Genomic DNA, 15,260 nt, shown 5'->3' with positions numbered 1-15,260 from the left:
ATTGCTGCACATGCCGAATACATTGCCTGGTTTAATTAAAAAATTAATCGGCGAGCCTGCGGAATTTATTCTGGAGCAGCGCATATTCCATACAGTATGCGTAGTAACGGTTATCGCGCTTTTCCTTAACATATTCTCAAACTTGTATATTGATATGCCTCAACTGGCTGCCCTTATGGCCGGAGGCATGGTGCTGGTTGCAGTATCATATTATTTGTCGAGGATTGCGCGGCGGTTTAATCTCAGCATCATTTTATACAACATCCTCAGCAACTGTTTGCTGGTTGCCAATTTTTTTGACAACTCGGGCACGCGTGGACCCACGGTGCTTATCTTTTTGTTGGGATGCTTCATCAATATATCGGTAGTACCTAAAAAGCAGTATTGGTTTTGGATTGCGGTAAACATTGCCATAGTACTCAGCCTGATGGGCTTAGAATATGTTGACGCCAGTTCTGTACCATCAACCTATCCGGATAGGGAGAGCCGTTACTTTGATTTTATGTATTCGTACCTGGTAGTAGCGGTTATTATTTCGGTTGTTACCACATACATACGGCGTAGTTACGATTTTGAGCGCCTGCGCGTGGAGCATAAGGCCGATGAACTGGAACAATCAAACATAACTAAAAATAAGCTGTACGCCATTTTAGCGCATGATTTACGGGCGCCGCTAAGCTCCATACAAAACTACCTCGAAATATTGTCGGAGTTTAAGCTTGAAGAGAGCGAGCGAATGTCAATTAAAAAGGATTTACTGAACGCTACCCAAAATACGCAGAAAATGCTGTCGAACCTGCTTACGTGGACTAAATCGCAAATGGAAGGCGTAAATGTAAATTTGGCCACGGTAAATGTAAGCGACGCGTTGCAAACCACGCTGCAGCTGCAAAAAAATGAGGCACAGCGTAAAGGTATAACGCTTATAAGCAAGCTTGAAGACAAAGCGCCTGTTGTTGCCGATCCGGACATGTTGCAGCTTATTGTTCGTAACCTGATAAACAATGCCATCAAGTTCAGTAACTGCGGCGACACAATCCTCGTGAAGTCTGACTATAACGACACGGAGTGCTGTATCAGTATAATTGATACAGGCATCGGCATCCCGCCCGATCAGCAGGAAGATATGTTTTCATTGCGTGCAAAATCAACATATGGTACCGGTAACGAAAAGGGCGTAGGCCTTGGCCTGTTATTATGTAAAGAGTTTACTGAATTGCAGGGCGGCAAAATATGGTTCAGCAGCGAGCCTGGTAAGGGCACTACGTTCTGTATCGGCCTTAAAGTTTATAACGGCGACAACTTTGTAAAAAACGAGTTGAAAGCCGTTACAAACGGTTAGCCTTACTTTAAAACCGCTTTAGTAGCGCCGTAGCCAAATTTTTCCTTACGGGCATCCATAAATGTTTGCACCTTGTTGTTGCGGCCAAGCGCTTTATGCAGTTCATGCCTTAAAATGCCATTCCCGGCACCGTGTATAAACACAATCTCGTGCAGTTGGTGCACAATGGCGGCATCCAACTTTTTGTTGAAATGATCGAGCTGTATTTTCAATATCTCGGCACTGCTTAAAAAGTGATAATCATCACGTAGTTTTTCAATATGCAGGTCTACTTCATTTTCAGGTTTGCCAACCACTTCTGCTTTTTCTTCGGCAGTTTTGAAAAAACTCTCCTTTAATTTACCGGCATCAATAACCAGTTCATCTTCATCAAGCCTGAAAAGCCAGCCCTGCAAGCCGGTTAAAGGTAACTTTTGCTTAGCGCCGGCAAAATCCTTAGCCTTAAATTTCTCGCTGTAAGTAAGCGGCGAAGGCGGTTGCACGTTTTGTGTGGTGTGGTAGATGATATTTACGGTTAGCTTGGGCCATACCTGCAGGTCGGCCAATTGAGCGGAGTGAACCTGTGTGCTTGTTTTGGGTTGAACAATGCCGGCAAATTCACCCTTGAACTTTTTATCATGCTCGCCATGAATTGAAACCAACAGTTGGAACGAGGTGGTATTGATAAGCTGGAAATGAACCACAGAACTCGCCCGGGTATCAGGTACTGCCGCCAGGTATACGCCACGCGCTATAAATTCGCCTGCGGGTATAGGCGTAATGGCCGGTGCTTTAGTTTCGGCTTCCCTTGCATCGTCCATGTGCCCGTAAACAGCAGTAACTTTGCTGGCCATAACCGGTATTTCAAAGCCGTCATCGCCCGTAACGCCAATCATCTGCTCATCAATTATGCGGGTAACATAGCCTTCCAGTTTTTCATCAATAAACCTTACAAAATCGCCTAACTTGTGTTTCATGGTGCAAAGCTAAGCCAAAAATACGGTGTAAGTGTAATGCCTTTGTTTAATTTGAACTGCAATAGTTTATTTAATTTATTAATAGCTTAATAAGTTAGCTTATAGGCTAAAAAAGCCGGTATGTGTATTAAAAAACGCTGCTTTACTTTTATAAGTATTATTTTTACTGTAAGTACAATACCTGTTACATCGCTCCTGAAATACCATGCCGTCGCAAAACATTACCAGCAATCAATCCGATAAACTGTTTACACATAACTTAAACAGGTTGTATTTCAGTAAAGGTTATTTATTAGAGAAAATGCCTTATCTGATAGGTCTGGCATCTTTCGGCGCGTTGAAACTGGGCCTGGAAGAATTTGCCGGCGACCTGCATAACCAGGTAAAGCGGATGGATGTGATATATGCCTTAATAAACGAGCAACCATCTGATTCTAATTGCAACGCGATAAAGGCCATCATTAAAGATAATTTTTGCCTGGATGAGCCTCAGGACAATGCAATGGAAACGGACACTGATATTATGCTCTACATACAAATGCTGGAGCAAATTAACATCAGCGCCAGCCGTATGCTTAACCTGTTGGCAGCTAAGCTGGGTAACAACGAGATAAAGCAATTGCTTGTAGAATGTTTTGACGAAGCCATTGACAACGACAGGCTTTTTGAACTGATTGCAAAAGAATACCTCGGGGTTGAATAATTACCGTTTATAGCATAGCTTTACAGCAGTTTACATTATTAACTTGCTGACCTCACACTATGCTTAAAAAATTACTTTTTACAACGCTGCTTGGTGCTGCCGTTTACCAAACGCAGGCGCAAAGCCTTTACATGCCGCGCGACATCAAGGCGGCCTTTGCCAAACAAACCCGATCGCCTGATGGCAAGCCCGGTAAAAATTACTGGCAAAATCGCGGCCGTTACAACATTACCGTAACTGTTGACCCCAAAACGCGTAATGTTAATGGTACGGAGCAAATTACTTATATCAATAATAGTCCGGATACGCTGCGTTTGCTTAACCTGAAGTTTATCCTGAATACACACCGCCCCGGAGCTGCCCGTTTCTCCGCTACGGAAAAAGATTACCTTACTGAAGGTATACAGATTGATAAAATGCAGATCAACGGCAATACCCAGAAATGGAACAATGAGCCATCGGGTACTAACCGTGGTGTGCGTTTAGCTAAACCGCTTAACCCGGGCGACTCGCTGAAGTTGGATATCGACTGGCATTTCCAGGCATCGGTACAAAGCGGAAGGGAAGGTATGTTAAATCCGTCAACCATGTTTCTGGCATATTTTTATCCGCGCATAGCCGTGTATGATGATTATAACGGCTGGGATACCCTGGAGTTTTTAGATGCACAGGAGTTTTATAACGACTTTAACGATTATACCCTGAACGTAAAGGCGCCTAAAAACTTTATTGTTTGGGCTACCGGTACGCTGCAAAATGCTAAGCAGGTATTGCAGCCGGAGTATTACAAGCGTCTGCAAAAATCATTTACCAGCGATTCAACTATCCATATAGCTACGGCTGATGACATCGCCAAAAAGAAAGTAACCGCGCAAAATGACCTGAATACCTGGACATGGACCTGTACCAACATTAGCGATGTAGCCCTGGCCGTGAGCGATAATTATGTATGGGACGCCGCCAGTGTGATAGTTGACCCGAAAACCAAACGCCGCGCCAGCATGCAGGCTGCCTTTGCCGATTCGGCCGCCGATTTTCATAAGGTGGTTCAGTTTGGCAGGCATAGCTTAAGCTGGTTGTCGCAAAACTGGCCGGGCGTACCTTATCCCTTCCCGAAAATGACATCGGTGATGGGATTTGCCGATATGGAATACCCAATGATGTGTAACGACAGCCATACCGATAGCTTTGATTTTACCCAGTTTGTGCAGGATCACGAGATCGCCCACACTTGGATGCCATTTTACATGGGTGTTAACGAAAGCCGTTACGCGTTTATGGATGAAGGCTGGGCAACTACCTTTGAGCTGCTTATTGGTACTGCTGAGTTTGGTAAAGCAAAAGCTGAAAGTCTGTTCAAGCAATTCCGTGTTGCGGGTTGGATCAACAATAAATCAACTTATCAGGATTTGCCGGTAATTACCCCGTCGAGCGAGTTGCGTATGGGTTACGGTAACAACGCCTACGGTAAACCTGCTTTGAGCCACTTAGCGTTAAAGGATATGCTGGGCGATGAACTGTTTAAAAAAGCCCTGCATGGTTACATGGATCGTTGGAATGGCAAACACCCTATTCCGTGGGATTATTTTAACTCCATGAGCAATGTATCAGGTCAGGACCTGAACTGGTTTTTTAATAACTGGTACTTTACTAATTATTACATCGACCTGGCTGTACAGGGCGTTACCAAAGCCGATGGCGGTTACAGCGTTGCTATACAAAACATTGGTGGTTTCGCGGCGCCGTTTGATGTAAAGGTAACTTACGCCGATGGCAGTACCGAAAGCCTGCACCAAACCGCCTCGGTTTGGAAGGCCGACCAAAAACAAACCGCGATCATCATAAAAACAACCAAGGCCGTACAAAGTGTAACGCTTGATGGCGGTATATTTATGGATGCAACCGTGAAAGACAATACCTTTAAGTTATAAGTTCAAAACCTATAAAAACAAGAAACCCCGGTCAAATTTTGGCCGGGGTTTCTTGTTTTATAATTTGATGTATTATGAATTTTGTATCGCGTTGTTCCAGCCGTTAGCGGTGCTTTTTACACTGTCTTTAGCGTCATCGGCATACTCGCTGCCTTTGGCTCTTGCTGTGTCAACCAGTGTGTCGGTATAATCAGCCGCACTTTCTTTGGCGTGCTGAAATTTTGATTTTGCACGGTCAACAATATCATTACTGTACTCTTTTACGCTTGAAGCAGCTTTGCTCGCTTTTTCTTTAGTTGAGTCAAGCAGGTCGCCAAAGTAATCAGCAATTTCTTCACGGGTAGCTTTACCACTATCGGGTGCCAGTAATAAAGCTGCTGCGGCACCAGCTGCAGCACCGATTAACAGCGCGGCAACTAATTTTGATTGATCTTTCATGTCTTTCTTTCCTTTTTTATAGATGATTCTAAGTTTTAACAAAATTGGATAAGGCTGGTTTAGATTATTTTACAAAAAATTACATGCTTACTTATCTGCCAGCGGGTAAATAACATGGGAAAGATAAAGGCAACGAGCTAATTGCACTCTGTTGACTATAGGATATTGACCCGGTCAGCCTTTAATTGTACATTTGTGTATAAATTCAATTATTAATTGATGTCTGAACAACTTGAACACGTAAAGTGCCTTATTATAGGCTCTGGTCCGGCGGGGTATACTGCCGCGATATATGCAGCCCGTGCTGATCTGAAACCGGTACTTTATACCGGTATGCTTGCCGGTGGCCAGCTTACCCAAACTACCGAGGTGGAAAACTATCCCGGTTATCCTGAAGGTATTTTAGGGCCTGAAATGATGCAGAACTTTGAGAAGCAGGCATCGCGCCTGGGTACTGATATCCGCTTTGGGTATGTAAGCTCGGTTGATTTTGCGAGCCTGCCGCATAAGGTAGTGGTTGACGAAAGCAAGACTATCCTGGCCGATACAGTGATCATTTCAACCGGTGCTTCGGCAAAATGGCTGGGTCTGGAATCTGAGCAAAAATACAATGGCTTTGGCGTATCAGCCTGTGCCGTGTGCGATGGTTTCTTTTTCCGCGGGCAGGACGTAGCCATAGTAGGTGCCGGTGATACCGCTGCCGAAGAAGCTACCTACCTGGCAAAACTTTGCCGCAAGGTGTATATGATTGTTCGCCGCGATGAGTTCCGCGCCTCAAAAGCTATGGTTCACCGCGTGCTGAATACGCCAAACATCGAAGTATTATACAATACCGAAACCAAAGAAATATTGGGCGATGGACAGACCGTGAACGCAGTTAAGGTGATCAACAACCAAACTAACGAGGAAACTAAACTTGACGTAACCGGCTTCTTTGTAGCTATTGGCCACCACCCGAATACCGAGATTTTCCGCGGCTGGATTGATATGGACCCAACCGGTTACATCATTACCAAGCCCGATTCATCTGAAACTAACATTGAAGGTGTATTTGCTTGTGGCGATGCGCAGGATCATATTTACCGCCAGGCTATCACTGCCGCCGGTTCAGGCTGTATGGCAGCTATCGATGCCGAGCGTTACCTCGCCGCTAAAGAGCACGTGGTTACCGCTTAACATCACATAAGTAAAAATATATAAAGGCCATGTTCATTAGTTTGAATGTGGCCTTTTGCTTATATGGCAATATTTTAACCCGGATTTCCTTTTAGCTTTACCGCCTTTGTAATAATCAAGTAACAAGATTATTAATATGGCAAAATCTGTTATATTCACCACATCATAATTATTTAAACTATCCGTTTTAACATTGATGTACAAAAAGATTGCTTTATTGCTGCCCCTGGCTTTTGGCCTTTCTGTAAACATATCAAACGCCCAAACTGCTGATGCAAACCTGGGTATCATCCCCGCACCGGTATCAATCCGTAAAACAGCCGGAGAGTTTACGCTAAGCAGGCAAACTACCTTGCTTGCTGATACGGTGAACAATAAAGCTGTTCAGTTTTTGGCAGATTTTTTAAAAACCAAGGCCAACCTGGCCATACCGGTGCACCATAACTCGGGCAAGAATGTAGGCAACAGCATTGTGCTTACCTCAACAGGTACCGAAAATATGCCTGCTGATGGCTACCGGCTAACCATCACACCCGAAAAGGTGACCATAGCGGGTAAGGGTGCCGGTATATTTTACGGCATACAATCATTCATTCAATTATTTGCTGATGATAGGGCAGGCGCCATAAAGCTGCCATCAGTTGTGGTTGACGATTATCCGCGATTTGGTTACCGTGGTTTTATGCTTGATGTATGCCGCCACTTTTTTACGGTAGAGGCGGTAAAAAAATATATTGATCTGCTGGCTTATTACAAGATCAACAACTTTCACTGGCATTTAACAGACGACCAGGGTTGGCGCATCGAGATAAAAAAATATCCGAAGTTAACCCAGGTGGGCAGCCGGAGGGCGCAAACGGTTATAGGTAACTATCACGACCGTACACCACAGCAATTTGATAACACGCCGCACGGCGGTTTCTATACTCAGGAACAAATACGCGACGTGGTTAAATATGCTGCCGACCGTTACATAAACATAGTGCCCGAAATTGAGATGCCTGGTCATGCCATGGCCGCGCTTGCAGCATACCCTGAGTTAAGCTGCGACCCAAGCCAAGTTTATAAAGTTGCCGAAACATGGGGCGTATTTGAAAATGTTTTTTGTCCGAGTGAAAAAACATTTTCCTTTTTGCAGGATGTACTGACCGAGGTGATCGAACTTTTTCCGAGCAAGTATATCCATATCGGGGGAGATGAGGTGCCTAAAGAAGCCTGGAAGAAATCGGCGTTCTGCCAGAAAATGATCCGCGACCTGAAACTTAAGGACGAGCATGGCCTGCAAAGCTACTTTGTGCAGCGCATGGAAAAATTTGTGAACACCAAAGGCCGCAGCATTATAGGTTGGGATGAGATATTGGAAGGCGGCCTGGCGCCAAATGCTACTGTAATGAGCTGGAGAGGTGAGTCTGGCGGTATTGAGGCGGCGCAGCAAAAGCATAATGTGATCATGACGCCTGGAACCAACGGCCTCTATCTCGATCACGCGCAGGACAAATTGTACCGCGAGCCATTTGGTATTGGAGGTTACGCGCCGCTGGCCAAAACATACAGTTACAACCCAACGCCCGGTGCGCTCACGCCAGAGCAGCAAAAATATATCATCGGTGTACAGGCCAACTTATGGACGGAATATATCGGCACAGAAAACAAGTTGGAGTACATGATGCTGCCAAGGCTGATCGCCCTTTCGGAAGTAGCGTGGTCGCAACTGGCAAATAAAAACTTTGCCAATTTTTCGCAGCAGCGCCTGCCACGCCACCTGGCTCGTTTAGATGAGCTGAAGTACAACTACCGGGTGCCGCCCGCTATCGGCGCGGTAGATACCATTATGTTTGCGCCGCAACTTACGGTCGATTTGAAATCGCCGGTAGAGGGCGCCAAAATATACTATAATATTGATGGCTATCCGGTTACGGATAAAGACATTTTGTACAGCACACCCATCACCTACGCCGTGCCGCCGGGGCAGTACCGCGAGCTGCAGACCATAGTGATATCACCGTCGGGCAAAAGCAGCAGGGTAACCAAAACAACGGTTTATAACCTGGGGCCGTTGCCGGCTGTACAGTTTCAGGGAAATACAAAGGGCTTAAGATACCAGGTTTACGCGGGCGCGTTTGGCAACACCGGTCGCATTGAAAGTGGTGGTTTGTTGGATACGGGCATGACGAAAACTTTTAGCCCGCTATCATTCAAAAAAGAGAATATAAATTTTGGTGTAATCTACAGTGGTTATATCAATATAGATACCGACGGCGTTTATGGTTTTGCTACATCAAGCGATGATGGCTCTGTTTTGCTGATAGACGACCAGCCCGTAGTTGATAACGATGGCCGGCATAACCTGTTTGAACAGGGTGGTTCAGTCGCGTTGCAAAAGGGTTTTCATAAAATTACGGTGAAATATTTTAATATAAATCCTTCGGCAATACTGCGGGTGTATATGACTATACCGGGCAAGCCAAAAGGTGAGCTTTCGCCCGAATCTATTTTGAACTGATTAATTAAAAACTATTGATAAGCCATGGGCATAAATAAATATGTGGCCATGCTGCCATGCCTCATTTTGCTTTGGGGTTGTGGCGGTAATGATAAAAAAAATACTGCGCCTGCTAAAAAGCCGGCCAAAACAGCGCTTCCGGCTCCCTTCAGGTACCATAAACACGTTGAGGTGGCGCCGGGTAATGATTTTGACGTATACAGCTGGGGGCGGGGCGCCAAAGATGTAGGCTCACTACTGATCCTGCATTCTGACTCGGCCGATATGAAATATACAACAACTACAGGCGATTTGGAAGGAGCCATTGTGGATGTATATAACACTGATATGGACTCGGACGGTAACCCCGAACTGCTCGTTCAGGCCGATGCTAAGGATACCATCAACTTTGTAAATATCTATGCGTTTGAGTTCAACGGGAATGACGCCCGCAAGCTCGACTTCCCCAAGCTGACCAAAAGGCAGCGGAAAGGTTATCAGGGTAAGGATAATTTTTATGTAAAAGAGGGCAAGTTCATCCGCGAATTTCCAATTTACGAGAGCGACAGCACAGGGGCAAAGCCCACAGGAGCCAAGCGGGTATTTGAGTACGGCTTGCGTGGCAACAGCTTTACCGTTGAACAGCTAAGTAAAGATTCTACTGATAAAACACAACCGGTTGTAGCCGTGAGCCAACCAACGCAGCAGGAGAGGAAAGCCTCGGTAAGCAAGTCCTCTAAAAAGAAACGCTCGTCATCATCACATCGTAGAAAGCGCCGCAGGCATCGTGGTTAACCATTTGTGAGCCTGAGCATTTCTTTAGCGTTGTAAACGGCTTCAACATCAATATCGTTATTAAAATAGAACCAGCCCTGGCTGGTTTTTTTGTTTTCACAAATTTGGGTAACTACTCTTTGCAAATCTTCGGTTGAATAAGGCGATTTATAGAGCAGGGGTACACCATGAAAGCGGTAATAAACCACAGGCGTGTTTTGTACAACCGTATCGGGTAGGTCGGGATGGCTCATGCCGCAAAAGCTAATGTTATGTTTACCTAATGCGTCAATAATATCATCCCGCCACCAGCTTTCGTGCCGGGGTTCAAACACATTGCTGAATACTGGATCAAGGTTTTGTATAATGCGCTCCAACTTATCATCATTATAGGTAAAACGTGGCGGCATCTGGAACAACACAGGGCCAAGCTTTTCCTGCAAGCCATCGTTTATGGTATCGTAAAAGCTGCTCAGCATATCAACTGAATTATGGAACTGCTTAAAATGGGTAATGGCCCTCGGTGCCTTTACAGAAAAACGAAACTCCGGCGGGCTATCATCATACCACTTTTGCAGCGTTTTTAATTGCGGGAAACGGTAAAAGGTGACGTTAAGTTCAAGGGTAGAGAAATGCTGGCAATAAAACTCAAACCATTTACGCATGGCCAGCTTTTCGGGATAGAATTTGCCGCGCCATCCCTTGTAATGAAATCCCGAACAGCCTATATACCAATCCATGCAAATGCGTTTATTAAGTAATGAGGCCGATTAAACAATTGTTTTGCTTGATCGCATTTTGCACATTTGTAAATAACGTATGCACTTTTTATATCCCGCGTTTTTGTTCGCCTTAGCCTCGCTTGCCATACCGGTAATTGTGCATCTGTATAATTTTCGCCGGTATCAAAAAGTGCAGTTTAGTAATGTGCAGTTTCTGAAGCAACTGCAGGAGCAGCAGGCCTCGCGCCGTAACCTGAAGGAACGACTGATATTAGCCGCAAGGCTCTTAGCGTTGTTTTTCCTGGTGATGGCGTTTGCAAAACCTTACATCAATAAACAGGATGGAGCCGTCGTAGGGCAGCAGCGTAACGTGAGCGTATTTGTTGATAACTCCTACTCGATGCAAACCCTTAACAGCGAGGGGAGCCTGCTCGACCAGGCAAAGCAAAAGGCAAAAGAAATAGTCGGGCAATACGGTATTGACGATCGCTTTCAACTCCTTACGCATGATTTTGAAGGGCGGCATCAACGCCTGCTCAGTCGGGATGAGTTTATTGACGCGGTTGACGAAGTAAAGATCACAGGCCAAAGCCGTTTGCTGCCACAAGTAATTGCCCGTCAGCAACAGCTTTTAAGATCAAGCCATCCTGCCGGTGGCGATCTGTATATCGTTTCTGATTTTCAGCGTAACACACATAGTAACACTAAGTTCAATCCCGAAAAAAATGTTAGTATAAACTTTATTCAACTTAAGGCCAATAGCCTGCCCAACGTAGCTGTTGATTCCGTGTGGCTGCTGAGTGCCGTGCACAAACCCGGCGATGAGGAGAAGCTGGTAGTAAAGCTCCACAATTACGCCGACCGTGAGGCGGCCGGCGTACCGTTAAAGCTTTTTATCAATAAACAGCAAAAGGCCATGGCCAGCTTCACAATTGGCCCACGTAAAACGCTTACAGATACACTTAGCTTTTCGGGCCTTTCAGCAGGCTGGCAACGTGGCGAGCTGCAATTGCAGGACAACCCGGTAACGTTCGATAATAATTTTTACTTCGCTTTTAACGTACGCCCACAAATGCCGGTGCTCATAATTGATAACGGCACAGAAAACCAGTTTTTAAAAGCTGCTTTTGCCGCCGACAAGTTTTTTAAAGCCGACCGTACTCCCGAAGGGAATGTTGATTATGCCGGTTTAAGTAACTATCCGCTGATAGTGATTACTGATGTAAAAAATATATCGGCAGGTTTGGCGCGTGAGTTGGGTGGGTATGTAAAAAAAGGTAATACGCTGGCTGTCTTCCCGGCGGTTGATGCTGAGGTAGAAAGTTACCGCGCATTGCTACAGCCGTTAAGTGCTGCCTATCCTTCAGCTTTGATTAGCAGTGAAGCGAAGGTAGATCGGCTAAATCTGCAAAATCCATTGTTTAAAGAGGTATTTGATGCCATGCCACAAAATCCTGACTTGCCGAAAGCGAGCAAGTATTTTGAATTAAGCAGAGCAGGGCAAGCCGATAACATCATGACTTTGCCTGGCGGCGATGCTTTTTGGGCCGGATTTAAAAGTGGTGCGGGTAGGGTGTATGTAGCGGCGGTGCCGTTGAATGATGATTTTAGTAACCTCCAACGCCATGGCCTGTTTGTGCCGGTAATGTACCGAATAGCTTTGTTAAGCGGTCATGATCTGCCACTGTTTAACATCCTGGGCGGTGGTGAGTCAATAGAAACTGTTCCGCTTCGCTCAACAGAAAAGGAAGTGTTGAAGCTTTCGAATAATGATTTCGAGATTATACCTGACGTTCGCCAACAGGACGGCAATACCCGCCTTTACGTAGCCGACCAACTGCAGCAACCCGGGTTGTACGATTTGAAGAAGGGCGACAGTACTATTGCCGTATTGGCTTTTAATGATAACAGGAGTGAGTCTGACTTGAGCTATTTAAGTGCAGATGAACTTAAAAAGTTAATACCTGATGGAGATTCGAAGGTGATTAACTCCAATCGTCCGCTGGCGTCGACAATTAATGAGGTAAATAATGATACGCAATTATGGAAACTTTGTATAATTTTGGCATTGATATTTCTGGCCGCCGAAATTGCACTCATCAGGTTCTATAAAACCGGTGTTGCCGTTACCGCCGGCCAGGCAACATCAACCCAAACTACTCAATAAAGCAACGCTGATGAATTTGCTTATAAAATCTGCTCTCGTTTTACATCCCGAATCTGCTTTTCATAAAAAAACCGTCGATATTTTAGTTGCCGGTGGCATCATCAAACAAATAGCTGAAACTATCACTGATGATTCGGCCGAAGTGATCGATGCCAAAGGAGCCGTAATCGCCCCGGGTTTTTTAGATCTTAACTGTAAAATTGGCGAACCCGGCCTGGAAACTAAAGAGGATATCAGTACCGGTACGGCAGCCGCTGCCGCGGGTGGTTTTACCGCCCTTGCGCTGATGCCAGCTACACAGCCGCCGGTGCACTCAAAAACGGAGGTTGAATACTTGATTAATCGAGCCAAAGGCAATCTGGTTGATATTTATCCATTAGGTACTATTTCGCACAAGCGGGAGGGTAAGGACCTGGCCGAGATGTACGACATGTACAAAAGCGGCGCTAAGGCCTTTACTGATGCTACCCGCCCTGTGCAGGATGCCGGATTGATGGAACGCGCCATGCTTTACGCGCACGGCTTTGGTGCCAAGGTTTTCTCGTATCCCGAGGATGCCGCCATTGCAGGCAAAGCCAAGGTAAATGAAGGGCATATCAGCACGCTACTGGGTATGAAGGGCATACCGCCGCTTGCCGAGGAGTTGATGATTGCGCGGGATATTTACCTGGCCGAGTACACCGATTCGAGCATACATTTTAGTACCATATCTGCAGGTAGCTCGGTAAAACTTATCCGCGAAGCAAAAGCAAAGGGCCTTAACGTAACCTGCGATGTGGCCGCACACCATTTGGTGTTAACAGATGAAGTATTGTTAGGCTTTGATAGCCTGTATAAAGTAAAACCTCCGTTGCGCACTCAAAAAGACGTTGACGCGCTGCTGGAAGGCCTGGCCGATGGCACCATTGATGCCATTGTATCGCAGCATACACCGCACGAGGTAGAGTTTAAGAACGTTGAGTTTGAAATAGCTGAGTTCGGTATTATTGGTTTACAAACCGTATTGCCGCTGGCGGTACAGGCCGGATTATCTGCCGAATCCATTGTAGAAAAGTTGGCTATCAATCCGCGAAAGGTTCTATCGGTAGCGTTGCCTGCGTTTGCCGAAAACGAGGCTGCCAACTTTGTTTTATTTGATACAGAAGCCGAATGGGAGTACAACCGTGCCAATAACTATTCAAAATCAGCCAATTCGCCATTTATCGGCCAAACATTAAAAGGCAAGGTGTTATTTACCTGTAACAATAACCAAGTATTTAAATCAAAATAAGCATATGGTAGCTCCAAAAGTACAGTCGGCCATTGAGGCAGCTTTAAAGGCGTTTACACAGCATGGCGGCTTTGATGCCGTGGCTCTTGAAGGTAAATTTGAATCGGTATTTGCTGCCGACGAAGATTTTATAAGCAAGGTTGACCTGTTAGACGGCGTGTTTGACGATAACCCGCAGCTGGAACCTTTACGCGAGGTTTTCTTTGACCTGTTACTGATCAACTTTTTTAGCGCCGACGTTAAAAAGCTTGAAGAGGATTATCTGGATAGCCCGGAATGGGCGAAGATTGAGGATGAAACCATTGACCGTGGCACCGAACTGCTTAACGTATTACTATACCTCAATGAGTGTGCCGACGAAGACATTGAACCGGGACTGGAAGATTACCTGAAAGAGTTTTTGCTGGTTGATGAGGACGAGTTTCAGGATGAGCATCGTATTTATGAGCCGATAATTGCTAACCAGATACTGGTTGAAGCGCCGTTTAGTGAAATTAACAAAGTAGCGGAGAAACTGCCTGCTGATTCGGAACTGAAAGAACTTTTCTACCCGATAATGGCATTTTTTCAGGATGTTGAACCATCTGCGGATGTAAAGGCCGCTGTTGCTCAAAACGCACCTGATGCGGAGTTTGACGTGCCGGTTTACGAGATACTAATTAACTTTAAATAAACCTTCAACAATTTAAATTATGGCAGATCAGGTAAAGTCGCCTACTTTTGTTGCAACAAAGTGGGCAATCATCAATGTAGTATTTAATGTAATTTTGGCTTACGCCTTTGATATGTTAAATATTGATCAGCAATCGCCAATAAGATATATTCCTATAGTATTGCTGGTTTTGTTTGTGTTTTTGGCGCAAAAGGAGTACAAAGATACTCTTGGTGGTTATATCACATTTGGTAAAGCCTTTAACGTTGGTTTCCGGTTTGCGCTGTTTGCTGGTATATTGGGTGCTATTTTCGTATTTCTCTACTTAAAAGTATTGAATCCGGAGTCTTTTGAAAAAGGGCTCCAGCAGACAGAAACAGCAATGTATGATAAAGGGATGAGTGATGCAGATGTTGATAAGTCGATATCGATGCTCAGAAGTAGTGGTCCATTATTGTTTAGTTTTTCTTCGGCCGTCGTGTCTGCTTTAGTTGGTGTTGTAGTAAGTCTAATTGGTGCTGCTATTTTTAAAAAGGAACGCTCGCCTTATGAATTTAATGACGCAACGATAATAGATGATAAAAACGATCCTACACTATAATTAGAACAGAAATTACGGAAAGCGCCCAACGAGCGCTTTTTTTGTG

Annotated in this window: 13 protein-coding genes; 10 read left to right on the top strand and 3 right to left on the bottom strand. The window is 45.1% G+C overall.

Going from position 1 to position 15,260, the window contains the following annotated elements; all coding sequences use genetic code 11:
- Positions 1 to 10 precede the first annotated feature (10 nt).
- Positions 11 to 1,342, top strand: coding sequence for a sensor histidine kinase (locus LT679_RS06080; protein WP_232176559.1), 1,332 nt, complete (start codon positions 11 to 13; stop codon positions 1,340 to 1,342).
- A gap of 2 nt (positions 1,343 to 1,344) precedes the next feature.
- Here the strand turns inward: LT679_RS06080 and LT679_RS06075 are convergent, their stop codons facing one another.
- On the bottom strand, positions 1,345 to 2,298 hold the full coding sequence (locus tag LT679_RS06075) for a Smr/MutS family protein (protein ID WP_232176557.1): 954 nt from the start codon (positions 2,296 to 2,298) through the stop codon (positions 1,345 to 1,347).
- A gap of 205 nt (positions 2,299 to 2,503) precedes the next feature.
- Here LT679_RS06075 and LT679_RS06070 point away from each other — a divergent pair, with 205 nt between their 5' ends.
- Positions 2,504 to 3,001 (top strand): DUF892 family protein, encoded by a 498-nt coding sequence (locus tag LT679_RS06070; protein ID WP_232176555.1) that lies wholly within the window; start codon positions 2,504 to 2,506, stop codon positions 2,999 to 3,001.
- Between the two features lie 59 nt (positions 3,002 to 3,060).
- Positions 3,061 to 4,932 (top strand): M1 family metallopeptidase, encoded by a 1,872-nt coding sequence (locus LT679_RS06065; protein ID WP_232176553.1) that lies wholly within the window; start codon positions 3,061 to 3,063, stop codon positions 4,930 to 4,932.
- A gap of 72 nt (positions 4,933 to 5,004) precedes the next feature.
- On the opposite strand, the gene LT679_RS06060 is transcribed toward LT679_RS06065, so the two are convergent.
- Positions 5,005 to 5,370 (bottom strand): YtxH domain-containing protein, encoded by a 366-nt coding sequence (locus LT679_RS06060; RefSeq protein WP_232176551.1) that lies wholly within the window; start codon positions 5,368 to 5,370, stop codon positions 5,005 to 5,007.
- 219 nt (positions 5,371 to 5,589) lie between these two features.
- Between LT679_RS06060 and trxB the strand changes: the two genes are divergently transcribed.
- The 3 genes from trxB to LT679_RS06045 all read left to right on the top strand — a co-directional run bounded on the left by trxB (position 5,590) and on the right by LT679_RS06045 (position 9,823).
- On the top strand, positions 5,590 to 6,546 hold the full coding sequence (gene trxB / locus LT679_RS06055; RefSeq protein WP_232176549.1) for a thioredoxin-disulfide reductase: 957 nt from the start codon (positions 5,590 to 5,592) through the stop codon (positions 6,544 to 6,546).
- Between the two features lie 196 nt (positions 6,547 to 6,742).
- Complete coding sequence (locus LT679_RS06050) at positions 6,743 to 9,049, top strand: family 20 glycosylhydrolase (protein WP_232176546.1); 2,307 nt, start codon at positions 6,743 to 6,745, stop codon at positions 9,047 to 9,049.
- A gap of 24 nt (positions 9,050 to 9,073) precedes the next feature.
- Positions 9,074 to 9,823 carry a PliI family lysozyme inhibitor of I-type lysozyme gene (locus LT679_RS06045; RefSeq protein WP_232176544.1) on the top strand — a complete coding sequence of 250 codons (750 nt, stop codon included), beginning with the start codon at positions 9,074 to 9,076 and terminating at the stop codon, positions 9,821 to 9,823.
- Here LT679_RS06045 and LT679_RS06040 read toward each other — a convergent pair.
- Entirely contained in the window at positions 9,820 to 10,542 is a 723-nt protein-coding gene (locus LT679_RS06040) for a DUF72 domain-containing protein (protein WP_232176542.1), read from the bottom strand. The genes LT679_RS06045 and LT679_RS06040 overlap by 4 nt on opposite strands.
- A 79-nt stretch (positions 10,543 to 10,621) precedes the next feature.
- Here LT679_RS06040 and LT679_RS06035 point away from each other — a divergent pair, with 79 nt between their 5' ends.
- The 4 genes from LT679_RS06035 to LT679_RS06020 are packed head-to-tail and all read left to right on the top strand — an operon-like array spanning position 10,622 to position 15,214.
- The gene (locus LT679_RS06035) at positions 10,622 to 12,691 is read left to right on the top strand and encodes a vWA domain-containing protein (protein ID WP_232176540.1); all 2,070 of its coding nucleotides are present in this window, start codon (positions 10,622 to 10,624) and stop codon (positions 12,689 to 12,691) included.
- 10 nt (positions 12,692 to 12,701) lie between these two features.
- Positions 12,702 to 13,961: a dihydroorotase gene (locus LT679_RS06030; protein ID WP_232176538.1), complete on the top strand. Its 1,260-nt coding sequence runs from the start codon at positions 12,702 to 12,704 to the stop codon at positions 13,959 to 13,961.
- Between the two features lie 4 nt (positions 13,962 to 13,965).
- The gene (locus LT679_RS06025) at positions 13,966 to 14,634 is read left to right on the top strand and encodes a hypothetical protein (protein ID WP_232176535.1); all 669 of its coding nucleotides are present in this window, start codon (positions 13,966 to 13,968) and stop codon (positions 14,632 to 14,634) included.
- 19 nt (positions 14,635 to 14,653) lie between these two features.
- A complete protein-coding gene (locus LT679_RS06020) occupies positions 14,654 to 15,214 on the top strand; it encodes a DUF4199 domain-containing protein (RefSeq protein WP_232176533.1) in 561 nt (186 codons plus the stop codon).
- The last annotated feature ends 46 nt before the right edge of the window (positions 15,215 to 15,260 follow it).

The organism is Mucilaginibacter roseus (assembly GCF_021215455.1).
GTDB classification, from domain to species: Bacteria; Bacteroidota; Bacteroidia; order Sphingobacteriales; family Sphingobacteriaceae; genus Mucilaginibacter; species Mucilaginibacter roseus.
The sequence above is the reverse complement of the archived record's forward strand: the minus strand, read 5'-3'. Positions and strand labels throughout refer to the sequence as shown.

Bases quoted from the DNA above. Each gene is read 5' to 3' on its own strand.
- LT679_RS06080 (WP_232176559.1), top strand. From the start codon at position 11: ATGCCGAATACATTGCCTGGTTTAATTAAAAAATTAATCGGCGAGCCT.
- LT679_RS06075 (WP_232176557.1), bottom strand. From the start codon at position 2,298: ATGAAACACAAGTTAGGCGATTTTGTAAGGTTTATTGATGAAAAACTG.
- LT679_RS06070 (WP_232176555.1), top strand. From the start codon at position 2,504: ATGCCGTCGCAAAACATTACCAGCAATCAATCCGATAAACTGTTTACA.
- LT679_RS06065 (WP_232176553.1), top strand. From the start codon at position 3,061: ATGCTTAAAAAATTACTTTTTACAACGCTGCTTGGTGCTGCCGTTTAC.
- LT679_RS06060 (WP_232176551.1), bottom strand. From the start codon at position 5,370: ATGAAAGATCAATCAAAATTAGTTGCCGCGCTGTTAATCGGTGCTGCA.
- trxB (WP_232176549.1), top strand. From the start codon at position 5,590: ATGTCTGAACAACTTGAACACGTAAAGTGCCTTATTATAGGCTCTGGT.
- LT679_RS06050 (WP_232176546.1), top strand. From the start codon at position 6,743: ATGTACAAAAAGATTGCTTTATTGCTGCCCCTGGCTTTTGGCCTTTCT.
- LT679_RS06045 (WP_232176544.1), top strand. From the start codon at position 9,074: ATGGGCATAAATAAATATGTGGCCATGCTGCCATGCCTCATTTTGCTT.
- LT679_RS06040 (WP_232176542.1), bottom strand. From the start codon at position 10,542: ATGGATTGGTATATAGGCTGTTCGGGATTTCATTACAAGGGATGGCGC.
- LT679_RS06035 (WP_232176540.1), top strand. From the start codon at position 10,622: ATGCACTTTTTATATCCCGCGTTTTTGTTCGCCTTAGCCTCGCTTGCC.
- LT679_RS06030 (WP_232176538.1), top strand. From the start codon at position 12,702: ATGAATTTGCTTATAAAATCTGCTCTCGTTTTACATCCCGAATCTGCT.
- LT679_RS06025 (WP_232176535.1), top strand. From the start codon at position 13,966: ATGGTAGCTCCAAAAGTACAGTCGGCCATTGAGGCAGCTTTAAAGGCG.
- LT679_RS06020 (WP_232176533.1), top strand. From the start codon at position 14,654: ATGGCAGATCAGGTAAAGTCGCCTACTTTTGTTGCAACAAAGTGGGCA.